The sequence below is a fragment of the Variovorax monticola genome, from assembly GCF_051216855.1.
GTDB lineage: Bacteria > Pseudomonadota > Gammaproteobacteria > Burkholderiales > Burkholderiaceae_C > Variovorax.
Map to the genome: position 1 here is coordinate 185303 of NZ_JBPJZP010000008.1, position 15147 is coordinate 200449.

Annotated in this window: 10 protein-coding genes; 7 read left to right on the forward strand and 3 right to left on the reverse strand. The window is 67.9% G+C overall.

Annotated features, from left to right (window positions below):
• Positions 1-15: 15 nt before the first annotated feature.
• On the forward strand, positions 16-1650 hold the full coding sequence (purH, locus tag ACSFA5_RS27560; RefSeq protein WP_435447232.1) for a bifunctional phosphoribosylaminoimidazolecarboxamide formyltransferase/IMP cyclohydrolase: 1635 nt from the start codon (positions 16-18) through the stop codon (positions 1648-1650).
• Positions 1651-1674: 24 nt separating this feature from the next.
• On the opposite strand, the gene ACSFA5_RS27565 is transcribed toward purH, so the two are convergent.
• The 3 genes from ACSFA5_RS27565 to thiD form a co-directional block, all read right to left on the reverse strand.
• A complete protein-coding gene (locus ACSFA5_RS27565; protein ID WP_435447233.1) occupies positions 1675-2175 on the reverse strand; it encodes a hypothetical protein in 501 nt (166 codons plus the stop codon).
• 388 nt (positions 2176-2563) lie between these two features.
• Positions 2564-3844: a glutamate-1-semialdehyde 2,1-aminomutase gene (hemL, locus tag ACSFA5_RS27570; RefSeq protein ID WP_435447234.1), complete on the reverse strand. Its 1281-nt coding sequence runs from the start codon at positions 3842-3844 to the stop codon at positions 2564-2566.
• Between the two features lie 5 nt (positions 3845-3849).
• Positions 3850-4815 (reverse strand): bifunctional hydroxymethylpyrimidine kinase/phosphomethylpyrimidine kinase, encoded by a 966-nt coding sequence (thiD, locus tag ACSFA5_RS27575; protein WP_435447235.1) that lies wholly within the window; start codon positions 4813-4815, stop codon positions 3850-3852.
• A 111-nt stretch (positions 4816-4926) separates the two neighbouring features.
• Between thiD and ACSFA5_RS27580 the strand changes: the two genes are divergently transcribed.
• The 6 genes from ACSFA5_RS27580 (at position 4927) to ACSFA5_RS27605 (ending at position 15077) form a co-directional block, all read left to right on the forward strand.
• Positions 4927-5097, forward strand: coding sequence for a rubredoxin (locus ACSFA5_RS27580; protein ID WP_007838397.1), 171 nt, complete (start codon positions 4927-4929; stop codon positions 5095-5097).
• A gap of 84 nt (positions 5098-5181) precedes the next feature.
• Positions 5182-5580: a response regulator gene (locus ACSFA5_RS27585; RefSeq protein ID WP_081271091.1), complete on the forward strand. Its 399-nt coding sequence runs from the start codon at positions 5182-5184 to the stop codon at positions 5578-5580.
• Positions 5580-5945 (forward strand): response regulator, encoded by a 366-nt coding sequence (locus ACSFA5_RS27590; protein ID WP_435436872.1) that lies wholly within the window; start codon positions 5580-5582, stop codon positions 5943-5945. Before ACSFA5_RS27585 ends, ACSFA5_RS27590 begins: the two co-directional genes overlap by 1 nt.
• Positions 5946-5964: 19 nt before the next feature.
• Complete coding sequence (locus tag ACSFA5_RS27595) at positions 5965-6498, forward strand: chemotaxis protein CheW (RefSeq protein WP_435447236.1); 534 nt, start codon at positions 5965-5967, stop codon at positions 6496-6498.
• Positions 6499-6540: 42 nt separating this feature from the next.
• Positions 6541-8859: a methyl-accepting chemotaxis protein gene (locus tag ACSFA5_RS27600; protein ID WP_435447237.1), complete on the forward strand. Its 2319-nt coding sequence runs from the start codon at positions 6541-6543 to the stop codon at positions 8857-8859.
• 32 nt (positions 8860-8891) lie between these two features.
• Positions 8892-15077, forward strand: coding sequence for a hybrid sensor histidine kinase/response regulator (locus ACSFA5_RS27605; protein ID WP_435447238.1), 6186 nt, complete (start codon positions 8892-8894; stop codon positions 15075-15077).
• Positions 15078-15147: the final 70 nt, after the last annotated feature.

Consider the following 15147-nt stretch of genomic DNA (forward strand, 5'->3'; position numbering starts at 1 on the left):
CTCCACGGCACATCCATGGCTCAGACTGCACTCATCTCCGTTTCCGACAAGACCGGCGTTCTCGAATTCGCCCAGGCGCTGCATGCGCTGGGCATCAAGCTGCTGTCCACCGGCGGCACCGCCAGGCTGCTGGCCGATGCGGGCCTTCCGGTGACCGAAGTCGCCGACCACACCGGCTTTCCCGAAATGCTCGACGGCCGCGTGAAGACGCTGCACCCGAAGATCCACGGCGGCCTGCTGGCGCGCCGCGACCTGCCCGCACACGTGGCGGCCATCAAGGAACACGGCATCGACACCATCGACCTGCTGGTGGTCAACCTGTACCCGTTCGAAGCCACCGTGGCCCAACCCGGCTGCACGCTGGAAGACGCCATCGAGAACATCGACATCGGTGGTCCGGCCATGGTGCGCAGCGCGGCCAAGAACTGGAAGGACGTGGGCGTGCTGACCGACGCGTCGCAGTACGCGGTGGCGCTTGCGGAACTGAAGGCCGGGGGCAAGCTCAGCGACAAGACCAAGTTCGCGTTCGCTGTGGCTGCGTTCAACCGCATCGCGGACTACGACGGCGCCATCAGCGACTACCTCTCGGCCATCGACTTCGACGCCAGCATCGGCCAGGCCGCGCCCACGCGCTCGCTGTTCCCGGCGCAAAGCAACGGCCGCTTCGTGAAGGTTCAAGACCTGCGCTACGGCGAGAACCCGCACCAGCAGGCCGCGTTCTACCGCGACCTGTACCCTGCGCCGGGTTCGCTGGTGTCGGCCAGGCAATTGCAGGGCAAGGAGCTCAGCTACAACAACATCGCCGACGCGGACGCCGCGTGGGAATGCGTGAAGAGCTTCGACACGTACGCCGAAGGCGGACTGGCCCAGTCCGCGGCCTGCGTGATCGTCAAGCACGCCAATCCGTGCGGCGTGGCGGTGGGCAAGGACGCGGCCGAGGCCTACGGCAAGGCCTTCAAGACCGACCCGACCTCGGCCTTCGGCGGCATCATCGCCTTCAACCGCCCGGTGGACGGCGCCACCGCGCAAGAAATCGCCAAGCAGTTCGTCGAAGTGCTGATGGCGCCGGGCTACACGCCCGAGGCGCTCGAGGTGTTCCAGGCCACCAAGGCGAAGCTCAATGTGCGCGTGCTCGAAATCGCATTGCCCAAGGGCGGCGCAAGCGATTGGGACAACGGCCGCAACGCCATGGACGTGAAGCGCGTCGGCTCGGGCCTGCTGATCCAGACCGCCGACAACCACGAGCTCGCGGCCAGCGACCTGAAGGTGGTCAGCAAGAAGCAGCCCACGCCGCAGCAGCTGCAAGACCTGCTGTTCGCATGGAAGGTGGCCAAGTACGTGAAGAGCAACGCGATCGTGTTTTGCGCCAACGGCATGACGATGGGCGTGGGCGCCGGGCAGATGAGCCGCCTCGACTCCGCGCGCATCGCCAGCATCAAGGCCGAGCACGCGGGCCTGTCGCTGAAGGACACGGCCGTGGCCAGCGACGCCTTCTTCCCGTTCCGCGACGGCCTCGACGTGGTGGTGGATGCGGGCGCGAGCTGCGTCATCCAGCCGGGCGGCTCGATGCGCGACCAGGAAGTGATCGACGCGGCCGACGAGCGCGGCGTGGTGATGGTGCTGTCGGGCGTGCGTCACTTCCGTCATTGAACGGAAGTGCGGTTCGGTGCCTGCTTATTCGTGGCTGCCGAACCGGTACTTCAGCTGGAAGGTGATGGCACCGTACAGCCGGTTTTTTATCGTCGGCACGTAGGCGATGTTCAGGCCCCAGTTCCTGCCTTCGATGGCCGCCGTCGGAAGGATGGCCGGAAACCAGTTGCCGTTGCGGTAGTTGGGGTAGCCGTCGAAGCCGCCCACCACCGCGCCGAACTTCACGCCGTAGAACTCGAAGGGCAGCACGTACAGCCCGACGGAGTTCGACTGCCGGCGGTCGCTGTTGCGGAAGGTGCCCGCCGTGACGCGGTAGGTGTCGCTCAGCGGGTACTCGAAGCCGAAGCCCTGGTTGACGTTCTCCAGGCCCTTGCCGCCGTCGAAGTGCGCCGAATAGAAACCCGGGTTGACCCAGATGTTCTTCGGGTCGAAGGCGGACTGCGCAAGCGTCAGGCCGGGTAGAAGAAGAGCGAGAAAAGCGGAAAGGGCAACACTCGCTACCGGCAGCAGGCGCTGGGCGTTCATGGACTAAGCATTCTGAAAATCTCTCGTGCCGCTTCTATGGTGGCTGCGATATCTTCCTCCCCGTGCGGTGCGCTCACGAAGCCTGCTTCGCAGAGCGCCGGGCCAATGTACATGCCGCAATCGCGAAAACGATGACATCGTTCAGGCGGGCCGCGCCAGGTACTTCCCTGGCTGAGGATGCGCAGAGCCCGCTCCTGTCCACCGCGATCCCGGGATTGCCGGAGTTGTCGGTGCCCATGGGCTTGCGCCACGGGCTGCCCACGGGTGTGCAACTCGTGAGCGACCGCTTCCGGGAAGACCTGTAGACCTGTGCCGGGCCGCGGCCGACGTGCTCGAAGCCGAGGCCGGCACGTTGGCCGCGACCGACCCCGCCTGAGCGGGGAGCGCGTCAGCGCTTGCTGAAGATCTCGCGCGCCGCCGCGATGGTGGCTGCGATGTCGTCCTCGCTGTGCGCGGCGCTCACGAAGCCTGCTTCGTAGAGTGCCGGCGCGATGTAGACGCCGCGGTCGAGCAGGCCGTGGAACAGCGCATTGAACTGTGCGTTGTCGGTGGTCATCACGGTCGCGTAGTTCTGCGGCAGCTCGTTCATGAGGAAGAAGCCGAACATGCCGCCTTCGCTGTCGGCGTTGAAGGGCTGGCCTTCGGCGGCCGCCGCGGCCTTCAGGCCGTCGACCAGCGAGCGCGTCTTCTTGCCGAGCGCTTCGTAGAAGCCGGGCTTGGCAATCTCCTTCAGCGTGGCCAGGCCGCAGGCCGTGGCCACCGGGTTACCCGACAGCGTGCCGGCCTGGTAGACCGGGCCCTGCGGCGCGAGCTGCTCCATCACGGCGCGTGGGCCGCCGAACGCCGCCAGCGGCATGCCGCCGCCGATGACCTTGCCCAGCACCGTGAGGTCGGGCTTGACGCCCAGCACGCCCTGCGCGCCGTGCAGGCCCACGCGAAAGCCGGTCATCACTTCGTCGAAGATCAGCAGCGCGCCGTGCTGTGTGCAAAGGTCGCGGCAACGCTTGGCGAATTCGGGCGTGGCGCGCACGAAGTTCATGTTGCCGGCAATGGCTTCGATCATCAGGCAGGCGATGTCGTTGCCGTGCAGCGAGAAGGCCTCTTCGAGCTGCTGCAGGTTGTTGTATTCGAGCACGATCGTGTGCTGCACCACCTCGGGCGGCACGCCGGCCGAGGTCGGGTTGCCGAAGGTGGCGAGGCCGGAGCCGGCCTTCACCAGCAGCGCGTCGGCGTGGCCGTGGTAGCAGCCTTCGAACTTGATGATGCTCTTGCGCCCGGTGGCACCGCGCGCCAGGCGCAGCGCGCTCATGGCGGCCTCGGTGCCGGAGCTCACGAGCCGCACCATCTCCATGGACGGCACCAGCGCGAGGATGGCTTCGGCCAGTTCGATCTCGCGTTCGGTCGGCGCTCCGTACGAGAAGCCTTCGAGCACTGCCTTTTGCACCGCCTCGACCACCGCGGGGTGGCCGTGGCCCAGGATCATCGGGCCCCAGGAGCCGATGTAGTCGATGTAGCGCTTGTCGTTGGCGTCCCAGAAGTAGGCGCCTTGCGCCCGCTTGATGAAGCGGGGCGTGCCGCCCACGGCCTTGAAGGCGCGCACGGGCGAGTTCACGCCCCCGGGAATCACGGCGCGGGCGCGCTCGAAAAGAATGTCGTTTTGGTCAGTCATCGGTATCAGTGTCGGGTGTCGTGAGGGGGCAGGGCGAAGTCCTGCGGCACATCGGGTTCGTCGTCCTCGTCTTCGTCGTCCTCGGGCTCGGCCCAGAACAGCCGGTCGGGCAGCACGTGGCCCATGCCGGGGCGAAAGCCCGCGTCCAGGCAGCGGTCCATGTAGGCCAGCGCTTCGGACGTGGCGGCCACCAGGTCGGTGCCGCTGGCCAGCAGCGCGGCCAGCGCGGCCGACAGGGTGTCGCCGGCGCCGGCGAAGACGGCTTCGAGCCGTTCGTACTTTTCACTGACCATCACCGACTGCGGCGAGGCCAGCACGTTGTCGATGAACTGCTCGGGCAGCACCATGCCGGTCACCAGCGTATAGGGCACGCCGAACTCGCCGGCGGCCTTGGCGATGTCGCGCGCGCCGGGCGGGCGCTCGCCGCTCCAGTCCGGCAGCAGCCAGCGCCACAGGGTGCTGTGGTTTCCGACCAACACCGTTGTCTGAGGCAAAACCAGCTCGCGAAATGCGTCCAGGTAGGGCTCGATCAGGTTCTCGTCCCACCACGACAGGTTGGGCATGTAGGCCACCACCGGCACCTCGGGGTAGTCGGCGGCGGTCTCGGCGATGGTGCTCAGCGCCTCGGGGGAGCCGACAAAGCCGACCTTGATCAGCTGGACCTCCACGTCCTCCAGGATGGCGCGTGCCTGCTCGGCGATGGCCTCTTCGTCGAAAGGAAAGTGGTCGAAGATCTCGGCCGTGTCCCGGGCATAGGCGCCTGTCACGACGGGCAGGACGTGTGCGCCCACCGACGCCATGGCCAGCGCGTCTGCGCCCAGGCCGCCCGCGCCGCTCGGGTCGCTGGCATTGAACACCAGCACGCAGGGGGGATTCAGGTCACGTTCGGACACCTCGTCGTCGTCCTGCGAGGGGTCGTTAAGATCGCCCGGTTTGCGGGCGTTCTCTGCTGGAAGTAAGTAGATGGTCATACGCCGTGCTGAATCCCCTGGATGGTGGCATAGGCGCGACGTTTACGGTCGGCCAGTGAGATACGCATAGATACACTCGTTGCATTTAATGAACAAGGACTTTAAGCTCCGATGAACACGAAAACTTGGATGTGCCTGATTTGTGGGTGGATCTATGACGAAGCGGTTGGTGTGCCAGAAGACGGCATCGCGGCAGGCACGGCCTGGGCCGATGTTCCGATGAACTGGACCTGTCCTGAGTGCGGTGCGCGCAAGGAAGACTTCGAAATGGTTGAAATCTGAAAGCATGGCATAGATAGAGCTACGCGGTCTGCGTCGATGTTCGGCGCGGCGGGCTCCCAAGTCTCATGAGCAGGAGCTTTTGCTATGGGCCCGAATGGATCCGGTTACAAGGTGCTTGTCATCGATGACAGCAACACCATCCGGCGCAGTGCCGAGATTTTTCTGAAGCAGGGCGGGCACGAGGTTCTTCTCGCGGAAGACGGCTTCGATGCGCTCTCCAAGGTGAACGACCACAAGCCGCATCTGATTTTCTGCGACATCCTGATGCCGCGGCTCGACGGCTACCAGACCTGCGCCATCATCAAGCGCAACGCCCATTTTTCCAACGTGCCGGTCGTCATGCTGTCGTCCAAGGACGGCGTGTTCGACAAGGCGCGCGGCCGCATGGTCGGCTCCCAGGATTACCTGACCAAGCCCTTCACCAAAGACCAGCTGCTGCAGGCCGTGCAGCAGTTTGGCATCGTTCAACAGGAAGCGCAGTAATGCCGATTCGAAAAATCCTCGTCGTCGACGACTCCAAGACGGAACTGATGTTCCTGTCCGACCTCCTCCAGAAGAACGGCTTTGCCGTCAAGACCGCCGAAAACGCCGACGATGCCATGCGCCGCCTCGAGGAGGAGCAGCCCGACCTGATCCTCATGGACGTCGTCATGCCCGGCCAGAACGGCTTCCAGCTCACGCGCGCCATTGCCCGCGACCCCAAGTACGCCGCCATTCCGATCATCCTGTGCACGAGCAAGAACCAGGAAACCGACCGCGTCTGGGGCATGCGCCAAGGCGCGCGCGACTACATCGTGAAGCCGGTCAACGCGGCCGACCTGATGTCCAAGATCAGCGCGCTGGTCTGAGCGAGAGACCGTCGAGTCCATGGCGAATCGCGATGCTCTGAGAGCCTTCCAGTCCCGGCTGGCGAGCCGCCTGCAGGCTGCTCGCACGACGGGCGTGGCGGCCACGTGGCTGGCGGTCGAGGCGGGGGAGGGCAAGTACCTCTTCCCGCTGGGACACGCCGGCGAAATCTTTCCCTGGACGCCGCCCCAGCCCGTGCCCTACACGGAACCCTGGTTCCTCGGCGTGGCCAACCTGCGCGGCGGCCTGTACGGCGTGGTGCAGCTGGCGGCCTTCGCCACCGGCGGCCCGCTCACGCAGGCCCCCACCGAGGCGGCGCGCATCCAGTCGCGGCTCGTTGCATTCAACGAGCTGCTCGAAGTCAACTGCGCTTTGCTGGTCGATCGACTGGCGGGGTTGCGTGGCGCGGAGGCCTTCACGGCTTCCGAAGCCCCCGGCGCAGACGCACCTGCCTGGCACGGGCATCTGTACACCGATGCGGCAGGAGAGCGCTGGCAGGAAATCAACCTGCAGGCGCTTTCGCAGCAACCCCAGTTTTTGAGTATTGGTGCGTAGTGCCTCGGCACACCGCACCCGAAACCACCTGAAGGACCGACCGTGAGCTCGATCGCCGACAAGTTCAAGAAATTACTGCCCGCCAACAACGGCAACGACAAGGCCGGCGTCGACGGCTCCGGCTCCACGCTGTCGATCGACAACGTCGATACGGTCCAGGTGCCGGACGAGAAAACCGTGCGCCTCGCCAGCAAGGGCAGCTCCTCCGCGCCCACGGACACCAGCTTCGGCGACCTCGACCTGCCGGGTGGCGGCAACGCCGCCAACGAGCCAGCGGCCGCAGTGATCGACCCCGCGCCCGCCGCCTCGGGTGGCAGCGCGGGTGCCAACCCGGCGAAGCAACAGCGCATCCTGGCCATCCTGCTGGCCGTGGTCGTGCTGCTGCTGCTGCTGGTGGCCGGCTCCGCCATTCTTCGCGCGGAACGCCTCGCCCAGCAGGTGGCGGCCACCGGCCAGTCGCTGATGCAGTCGCAGCGCCTTGCCAAGTCGATCTCGCAGGCCTTGGTCGGCAGCGCCTCGGCGTTCGTCGAAGTGAAGGAAAGCTCGGACGACCTGTCCCGCCGCGTGGCGGGCCTGACCAACGGCGACGACTCGCTGCGCCTCGAACGCGTGGGCAACCAGTACGACGAGGAGATGAACAAGATCAACCCTCTCGTCACCCGCGCCGATGCCAGCGCCAAGGCCGTGCTGGCCCAGCGCCAGATCCTGACGCAGGTCGGTGCCGCCTTGCGCGACATCAACCAGCAGTCGTCCACGCTGCTTGAAATGACGGAAACCGTCGCCTCGCTGAAGATGCAGCAGAACGCCACGCTGCCCGAAATCTCGGCCGCCGGCCAGCTGGTGATGCTCACGCAGCGCATCGGCAAGTCGACCAACGAGTTCTTCACGGTCGAGGGTGTGAACCCCGACGCCGTGTTCCTGCTCGGCAAGGACCTGAACACCTTCCAGGAAACCACCCGCGGCCTGCTCGACGGCAATGCGCAGCAGCGCTTCCCCGGCTCGCGCGACCCGCAGACGCGCGAGCAGCTCGAAGCCATCCTGAAGACCTACGAGCAGATGCGCACGCAGGCCTCGGCCATTCTGGGCAACCTGCAGGGCCTGGTGGCCGCGCGCGAAGCGCAGGCGTCGATCCTGACCGACAGCGAACCCCTGCGCAAATCGCTCGGCGACCTGCAGGACAAGCTCTCCGCACGCACCGGCCTGGGCGCCGGCACCATCGTGCTGCTGTTCGTGCTGTCGCTGGCCGCCCTGGCCCTGGCCGGTGCCATCGGTTTCGTGCAGGTGCGCGAAGGCCGCGAACGTGCCGTCGTCGCCGAACGCGAACGTCTGGCGGCGGAACAGGCCTCCGACGAAGCCGGCCGCGTGAACAACGCCAACCAGGCCGCCATTCTTCGGCTGATGAACGAACTGCAGACAGTGGCCGAAGGCGACCTGACGCAGGAAGCCACCGTGACCGAGGACATCACCGGCGCCATCGCCGACTCGGTGAACTACACGGTGGAAGAATTGCGCCTGCTGGTGGGCAACGTGCAGAACACGGCCACCCGCGTGGCGCAGACGACGTCGCAGGTGGAAAGCACCTCGACCGAACTGCTCGCCGCCTCGACCGAACAGCTGCGCGAGATTCGCGAAACCGGCCAGTCGGTGCTGACCATGGCCGAGCGAATCAACGGCGTGTCTTCGCAGGCGCAAGAGTCCGCCACGGTGGCGCGCCAGTCGCTGCAAGCCGCGTCCTCGGGTCTGCAGGCCGTGCAGAACGCCATCGGCGGCATGAACTCCATCCGCGACCAGATCCAGGAAACCTCCAAGCGCATCAAGCGCCTGGGCGAGTCGTCGCAAGAGATTGGCGAAATCACCGAGCTGATCTCGGACATTACCGAACAGACCAACGTGCTGGCGCTGAACGCCGCCATCCAGGCCGCGTCCGCCGGTGAAGCCGGCCGCGGCTTCTCGGTGGTGGCCGAAGAAGTGCAGCGTCTGGCCGAACGCTCCGCCGACGCCACGCGCCAGATTTCCGCACTGGTGAAAGCCATTCAGACCGACACCCAGGATGCGGTGGGCGCCATGGAGCGCTCCACGCAGGGTGTGGTCGAAGGGGCCAAGCTGTCCGACAACGCCGGTACCGCGCTGACCGAGATTGACCGCGTGTCGCGCCGCCTGGCCGACCTGATCGAGCAGATTTCGCAATCCGCCTCCCGCGAAGCCGATTCGGCCAACGTGGTGGCAGCGAACATCCAGCACATTTTTGCGGTGACGGAACAGACCGGCGAAGGCACGCGTACCACGGCCCAGCAGGTGCGCGAGCTCTCGCAGATGGCGGAAGAACTGCGCCGCTCCGTTGCCCGTTTCAAGATTGCCTGACCTCAGATAGATAAGAACGGCGAGCACCCAACGTGTCGATCCAAACCCCTGCCACGGCCCCTCTTGCCGGCACCTTGCCGGCCACCGAAGACCTGGGGCCGCTGGCCTGGGTGCTGGGAGAAATCCAGAAATCCCTCGACGGTGTGAGCAAGTCGTTGCGGCGCTTCGTGCGCGACGTGGGCACCGCCGCCGAGCCCGAGAGCGGCCCGCTGCAAATGGCCCGCCTGCAACTGCACCAGGCCGTCGGCGCGCTGCAGATGGTGGGCCACCCCTCGCCCGCGCTGGTGCTCGGCGCCATCGAGTTCGCGGTGCAGGGCTTCATTGCCGAACCGCAGCGTTGCACCGACGCCGCCGTGCTCAAGATCGAACGCGCCGGCTTCGCCGTCACCGATTTCCTCAACGCCCTGCTGGGCGGCAAGTCGGTGTCGTCGGTGGCGCTGTTCCCGCAGTACCGGGACGTGCTGGAACTGGTCGGCAACGAGCGTGTGCACCCGGCCGACCTCTGGAGCACCGCATGGCGCTGGGTCGAGGTCAAGCCCGCACTGACGCAGGCCGCGATCGCGTATGAACCGTCCGTGCGCTCGCGGCTGGACCGCGAGGTGCTGCAGCTCGTCAAGACCGGCGACGTGCACGCCGCGCGGCGGTTGCATGCGCTGTGCCTGGGGCTCGGGCGCGGTGCGCTGCTGCCCCGCGTCGCCAGCTTCTGGACCCTGGCCGCGGCCTTCTTCGAGGCCCTGGCCGCCGGCCTGATCGTCCCCGATTCCTACGTCAAGCGCGCCGCTTCGCGCGTGCTGCTGCAGTACGCCACGCTCGCGCGCGGCGACAGCGTGGTGTCCGACCGCCTGGGCCAGGACCTGCTGTTCTTCTGCGCGCAGGCCGTGCCCGCCGACGGCGACGACACCGCCACGCTGCGCGCCGTGCGCAGCGCCTGGGGTATCGCCGGCGAGCCGCACATCGACTACAACGCCGAACAGTTCGGCCGCTTCGATCCGCTGGTGCTGCAACAGGCGCGCAAGCGCATCGAGACCGCCAAGGAAATGTGGTCGGCGCTCTCGGGCGGCGACATCACCCGCACCCGCCAGGTGGCCGACACCTTCGCGCAACTGGGCGAGTCGCTGCACAAGCTGCATCCGCCGAGCCAGCCGATGGTGCAGGCGCTGACCCACGCGGTCGAAGCGTCCCTGCGCTCGGGCCAGGCGCCCGGCACCGAACTCGCGATGGAAGTCGCCACCTCGGTGCTGTACCTGGAAGCCGCGCTCGAAGACCTCGACCCGAGCGACCCGCAGCTCACCTCCCGCACCCTGCTGCTCGCCGGGCGCATCGAACGCGTGCGCGAAGGCGGCCATTCCGAGCCGCTCGAGCCGTGGATGGAAGACCTGTACCGCCGCGTGAGCGACCGCCAGACCATGGGCACCGTGGTCGACGAGCTGCGCAGCCACCTGAGCGAACTCGAGAAGTCGCTCGACCAGTATTTCCGCCGGCCCGCCGAAAAGGGCCTGCTGCGCACCGTGCCCACGCAACTCATGCAGATGCGCGGCGTGTTCTCCGTGCTCGGCCTCGACCAGGCCGCGCTCACCGTGCAGCGCATGCGCGACGACGTCGAGGCGATGCTCGTCAGCACTTCGCCCGCCGAGGAAATGGCCGGCTTCGACGCGCTGGGCAACAACCTGGGCGCGCTGGGCTTCCTGATCGACATGCTGGGCTACCAGCCCGCGCTGGCCAAGCGCCTGTTCGTGTTCGACGCGCAAGCCGGCGAACTCAAGCCGCTCATGGGCCGCCAGGCCACCGACAGCACGGCCACCGACAGCGCCGCGCCCAGCCAGCCCCCGGCAGCCGAAGCCGTGCTCAGCATCGAGGAAGTCGACGCCCAGATCGCGTCGAAGCTCGCTGCGCTGGCCACGCCCAACCGCAAGGCCAAGGTCTCGCCGATCGAGGAATTCAGCAACAAGGCCGACAGCTGGACGAACAAGATATCCGGCCCCTCGGCGCTGCCCGACACCGAGGTCACCGAGCTCGAAGAAGACGACCTGCAGAACATCTTCCTGGACGAAGCCCGCGAAGTGGTCGAGGCCGGTCTGGCCGCCATTGCCGAACTCGCCAGCTACCCGGACGACACCGAAGAACTCACGATCCTGCGTCGCGCTTTCCACACGCTCAAGGGCAGCTCGCGCATGGTCGGCCTCACCGACTTCGGCGACGCCGCCTGGTCGCTCGAACAGGTGGTCAACACCTGGCTGGCCGAGCAGCGCGCCGCCACGCCCGAGCTGCTGTCGGGCACCGAAAGAACGCTGAAGGAGTTCAGCCAGTGGGTCGAATCCATTGCTGCGGGCGAAGCCCACGGCTGGCAGGCCTCGCAGTTCAGCCGCGTGGCCAACGCGCTGCTGGCGGGCGAGCCCGTGCCGCCGCCGGTGCGCCTGGCCGATGCGCAGGCCCTGGCGGTCGCCGCGCGCCATATCGCGGCGGAAACGCCCGCGCCTGCGCCCTCGTTGCCACCTGTGGCCTCGTTGCCGCCGCTGCCCACCACCCTGCCAGACCTGCCCGATCTGTCGCTGACCGAGGACGCGCCTGCGTCCGCCCCGGTTGCCGCACCGGCCGCTCCCGCAGAACCTGAAGCGTTCGAGACCGTCGCCTGGGACGAGCCCGAGAAGCCCGCCGCCCTCGAAGCCGACGACGACTTTGCCTCGACCGACTTCCTGGACTTCGATTCGAAGCAGACGACCGAACCTGCACCGCTGCTCAGCCTGCCCAGCGGCGACGAGTTCGATTTCCTGGCGCACGCAAGGAAGCCCGCGCGCTCTGAGCCCGTGGCCGTCCAGCCCGTGGTTCAGCCCGTTCCGGAATCCGAGCCCGAACCCGAGCCCGAGCTCATCGACGCGGCGCCCGAGGTCATCGAAGCGACCCTCCCGGCCGAGACGGCCCTGCCCGACTTCGACTGGGAGCCCGAGTCGCTGACGGTCCAGGCCGCCGAGCCCGAAGTCACCGAGGCCGCCCAGCCGCCGGGCGACGAGCCCGCGCAAGCGCAAGCGTCCGTCGAGCCGATCGACGAAGCGCCTGTCGAAGCGCCCGAACCGTTGCTGGCCATCGAGCCAGAACCCGAGCCGGAATCCGAACCCGAGGCCGCACCGGCGGTCGCCGAAGTGGCCGTGCCCATCCTCAAGGTGCCGCCAGAACCCGTCGAAGCGCAGATCCTCGCCGCCGAAGAAGCGCCTGAACCGTTGCTTGCGGCCGTGCCCGCCACGCCTGTCGAGCCGGTCACGCAAGAAATCGCCGTGGCATCCGGCGCCGAAGACCAGGTCAAGGTCATCGGCCCGCTGCGCATCGGCATCGCGCTCTACAACGTCTACCTCAACGAGGCCGACGAGTGGTCGCGCCAATTGGCCACCGACGTGGGCGAGTGGGCGCTCGAATCGCACGAACGCCTGCCCGACTCGACCGTGGCGATGGCCCATTCGCTGGCCGGCAGTTCGGCCACCGTGGGTTTCCACAGCCTGTCGGGCATGGCCCGCCTGCTCGAAGCCGCGCTGCAGCACCTGCAGATGCAAGGCAGCGGCACGCGTGAACAGGGCCTGGTGCTGGTCGCCGCGGCCGACGAGCTGCGTCGCCTGCTGCACCAGTTCGCGGTCGGCTTCCTGCGCGACCCGGCCGAAGGCACGCTGCAGGCGCTGCGCGACATTGCCGCCGCGCCCATGCCCACCGAAGTCGCCATGCGCGCCGAAGTCCGGCCGCCGCAACAGGTGGTGGTGCACGACAGCGTGGCCGACGTGGCGCTGGACGATTCCGAAGACGCCATCGACCTGGCCGACGCGGTCGACATCGACCTGTTCCCGATCTTCGAGGAAGAGGCCGCCGATCTGCTGCCGCAATTGGGCGAAGCCCTGCGCCAGTGGGCGCACCACCCCGACGACAGCGCGCCGCGCGCGTCGGTGCTGCGCACGCTGCACACGCTCAAGGGCAGTGCGCGGCTGGCCGGCGCCATGCGTCTGGGCGAGCGCGCCCACCGCATGGAGTCCGAGATCGAAGTGCTGGGTTCCCAGGGCGCCGAACGCGCCGACATCGAGAAACTGCTCGCGCGCCTCGACGCCCTGCAGGCCACCTTCGATGCGCTGCGCGAGGCGGACGACGCCACGCAGGTCGAGCTGGCGCAGATCGTCGCCTCCGCAACCGCTTCCGTACCGGCCGCCCAGCTGGTGCAGGTGGCGCACGACGCGCCGGTACCGGCCAACGACGAAACGGCCGCTGCGCCGGCGGCCGATGCAGGCGATGCCGCCGGCACCGACGCCACCGCGCCGGCCATGCTGCAACCGCGCCCGGCGCCGGCCATGCTGCAGCCCCTGCGCACCGCGACCGGCCAGGCCGTGCGCATCCGCACCCAGCTGCTCGACCGCCTGGTCGCGCAGACCGGCGAGGTCATCATCACGCGCTCGCGCCTGGAGGCCGAACTGGGCCAGCTGCGCGGCTCGCTCGCCGACCTCACGGGCAACCTGGACCGCCTGCGCCAGCAGCTGCGCGACATCGAAGTGCAGGCCGAAAGCCAGATGCAGTCCCGCCTGGCGCAAGCCAAGGACTCGCAGCAGAGCTTCGACCCGCTGGAGTTCGACCGCTTCACCCGCGTGCAGGAACTCACGCGCATGATGGCCGAGTCGGTGAACGACGTGGCCACCGTGCAGCGCACGCTGCAAAAGACGGTGCAGGCCACGGAAGACGACCTGAGCGTGCAGGCGCGCCAGACGCGCGAACTGCAGCGCGGCCTGCTGCGCACGCGCATGGTGGAGTTCGAAGGCATTTCCGACCGCCTGTACCGCGTGGTGCGCCAGGCCTCCAAGGACACCGGCAAGCAGGTGCGCCTGGACATCGTCGGCGGCTCCATCGAGATGGACCGCGGCGTGCTGGAACGCATGACGCCCGCCTTCGAGCACCTGCTGCGCAACTGCGTGGCGCACGGCATCGAGAGCGCGCAGGCACGCGAGCAGGCCGGCAAGGATGCCAGCGGCCTGATCGTCATCGAGCTGCACCATGAGGGCAACGACGTCTCGGTGAGCTTCCGCGACGACGGCGCCGGCCTCGACCACCAACGCATTGCCGAGCGTGCCCGCACGCTGGGCCTGCTCGGCCACGACCAGGAACTGTCGCCCGAAGAGGCCACCGAGCTGATCTTCAAGCCCGGCTTCTCGACCGCCGGCCAGGTGTCCGAGCTGGCCGGGCGCGGCATCGGCATGGACGTGGTGCGCTCGCAGATCGCGGCCATCGGCGGACGCATCGAAACGCACAGCACTGCCGGCCAGGGCACCACCTTCAAGCTGGTGCTGCCGCTGACCACCGCGGTGACGCACGTGGTGATGCTGCGCGCGGGCGAGGTGTCGATCGGCGTGCCGTCGAACCTGGTCGAACTGGTTCAGCGTGTGAACGCCACCGACCTGCAGTCGGCCTACCGGCAGAACAGCCATCCGTTCGGCAGCGAACAGGTGCCGTTCTACTGGGCCGGCGCGCTGCTGCAGCACTCCACCCGCAGCGAACAGGTGGCCAGCAGGAGCAACACCCTGGTCGTGGTGCGAAGCGCGGCGCAACGCGTGGCGCTGCACGTGGACGAAGTGCTGGGCAACCAGGAAGTCGTGGTGAAGAACCTCGGCCCGCAGCTTGCGCGGCTGCCCGGCCTGGCCGGCATCTCGGTGCTGGCCTCGGGCGCGGTGGCGCTGATCTACAACCCGGTGGCGCTGGCCGCGGTGCACGGCGAGTTGGCGCGCGAGCGCCAGGCCGCTGCGCTCGCTGCGCCGGCCCATGCCGAGGGCGATGCGCCGCAAGCGCCGGTGGCCCTGGCGCCGGTGGTGCCGCAGGTGCCGCTGGTGCTGGTGGTGGACGACTCCATCACCGTGCGCCGCGTCACGCAGCGCCTGCTGCAGCGCGAAGGCTATCGCGTGTCGCTCGCGGCCGACGGCCTGCAGGCGCTCGAGCGGCTCCAGCAGGAGCGCCCGGCGGTGGTGCTGTCGGACATCGAGATGCCGCGCATGGACGGCTTCGACCTGGCCCGCAACATCCGCGCCGACGCGGCCCTGGCCGAGCTGCCGATCATCATGATCACCTCGCGCATCGCCGAGAAGCACCGCGACTACGCGCGCACGCTGGGCGTGAACCACTACCTGGGCAAGCCTTACTCGGAAGAGGAACTGCTGCGACTGGTGCGTGCGTACACGAGCGAGCCGGCGCTGGCCGCCGCGGCCTGACGCCGGCCGGCGAGCATCGACCAGACAAAAGGGGCCGCGAGGCCCCTTTGTCATTGCTGCGGCGATGGCT

Excerpts from the sequence above, each read along its gene's own strand:
- thiD (WP_435447235.1), bottom strand. The coding sequence starts at position 4,815 with ATGACCATCTACTTACTTCCAGCAGAGAACGCCCGCAAACCGGGCGAT.
- hemL (WP_435447234.1), bottom strand. The coding sequence starts at position 3,844 with ATGACTGACCAAAACGACATTCTTTTCGAGCGCGCCCGCGCCGTGATT.
- ACSFA5_RS27580 (WP_007838397.1), top strand. The coding sequence starts at position 4,927 with ATGAACACGAAAACTTGGATGTGCCTGATTTGTGGGTGGATCTATGAC.
- ACSFA5_RS27585 (WP_081271091.1), top strand. The coding sequence starts at position 5,182 with ATGGGCCCGAATGGATCCGGTTACAAGGTGCTTGTCATCGATGACAGC.
- ACSFA5_RS27565 (WP_435447233.1), bottom strand. The coding sequence starts at position 2,175 with ATGAACGCCCAGCGCCTGCTGCCGGTAGCGAGTGTTGCCCTTTCCGCT.
- ACSFA5_RS27590 (WP_435436872.1), top strand. The coding sequence starts at position 5,580 with ATGCCGATTCGAAAAATCCTCGTCGTCGACGACTCCAAGACGGAACTG.
- ACSFA5_RS27595 (WP_435447236.1), top strand. The coding sequence starts at position 5,965 with ATGGCGAATCGCGATGCTCTGAGAGCCTTCCAGTCCCGGCTGGCGAGC.
- purH (WP_435447232.1), top strand. The coding sequence starts at position 16 with ATGGCTCAGACTGCACTCATCTCCGTTTCCGACAAGACCGGCGTTCTC.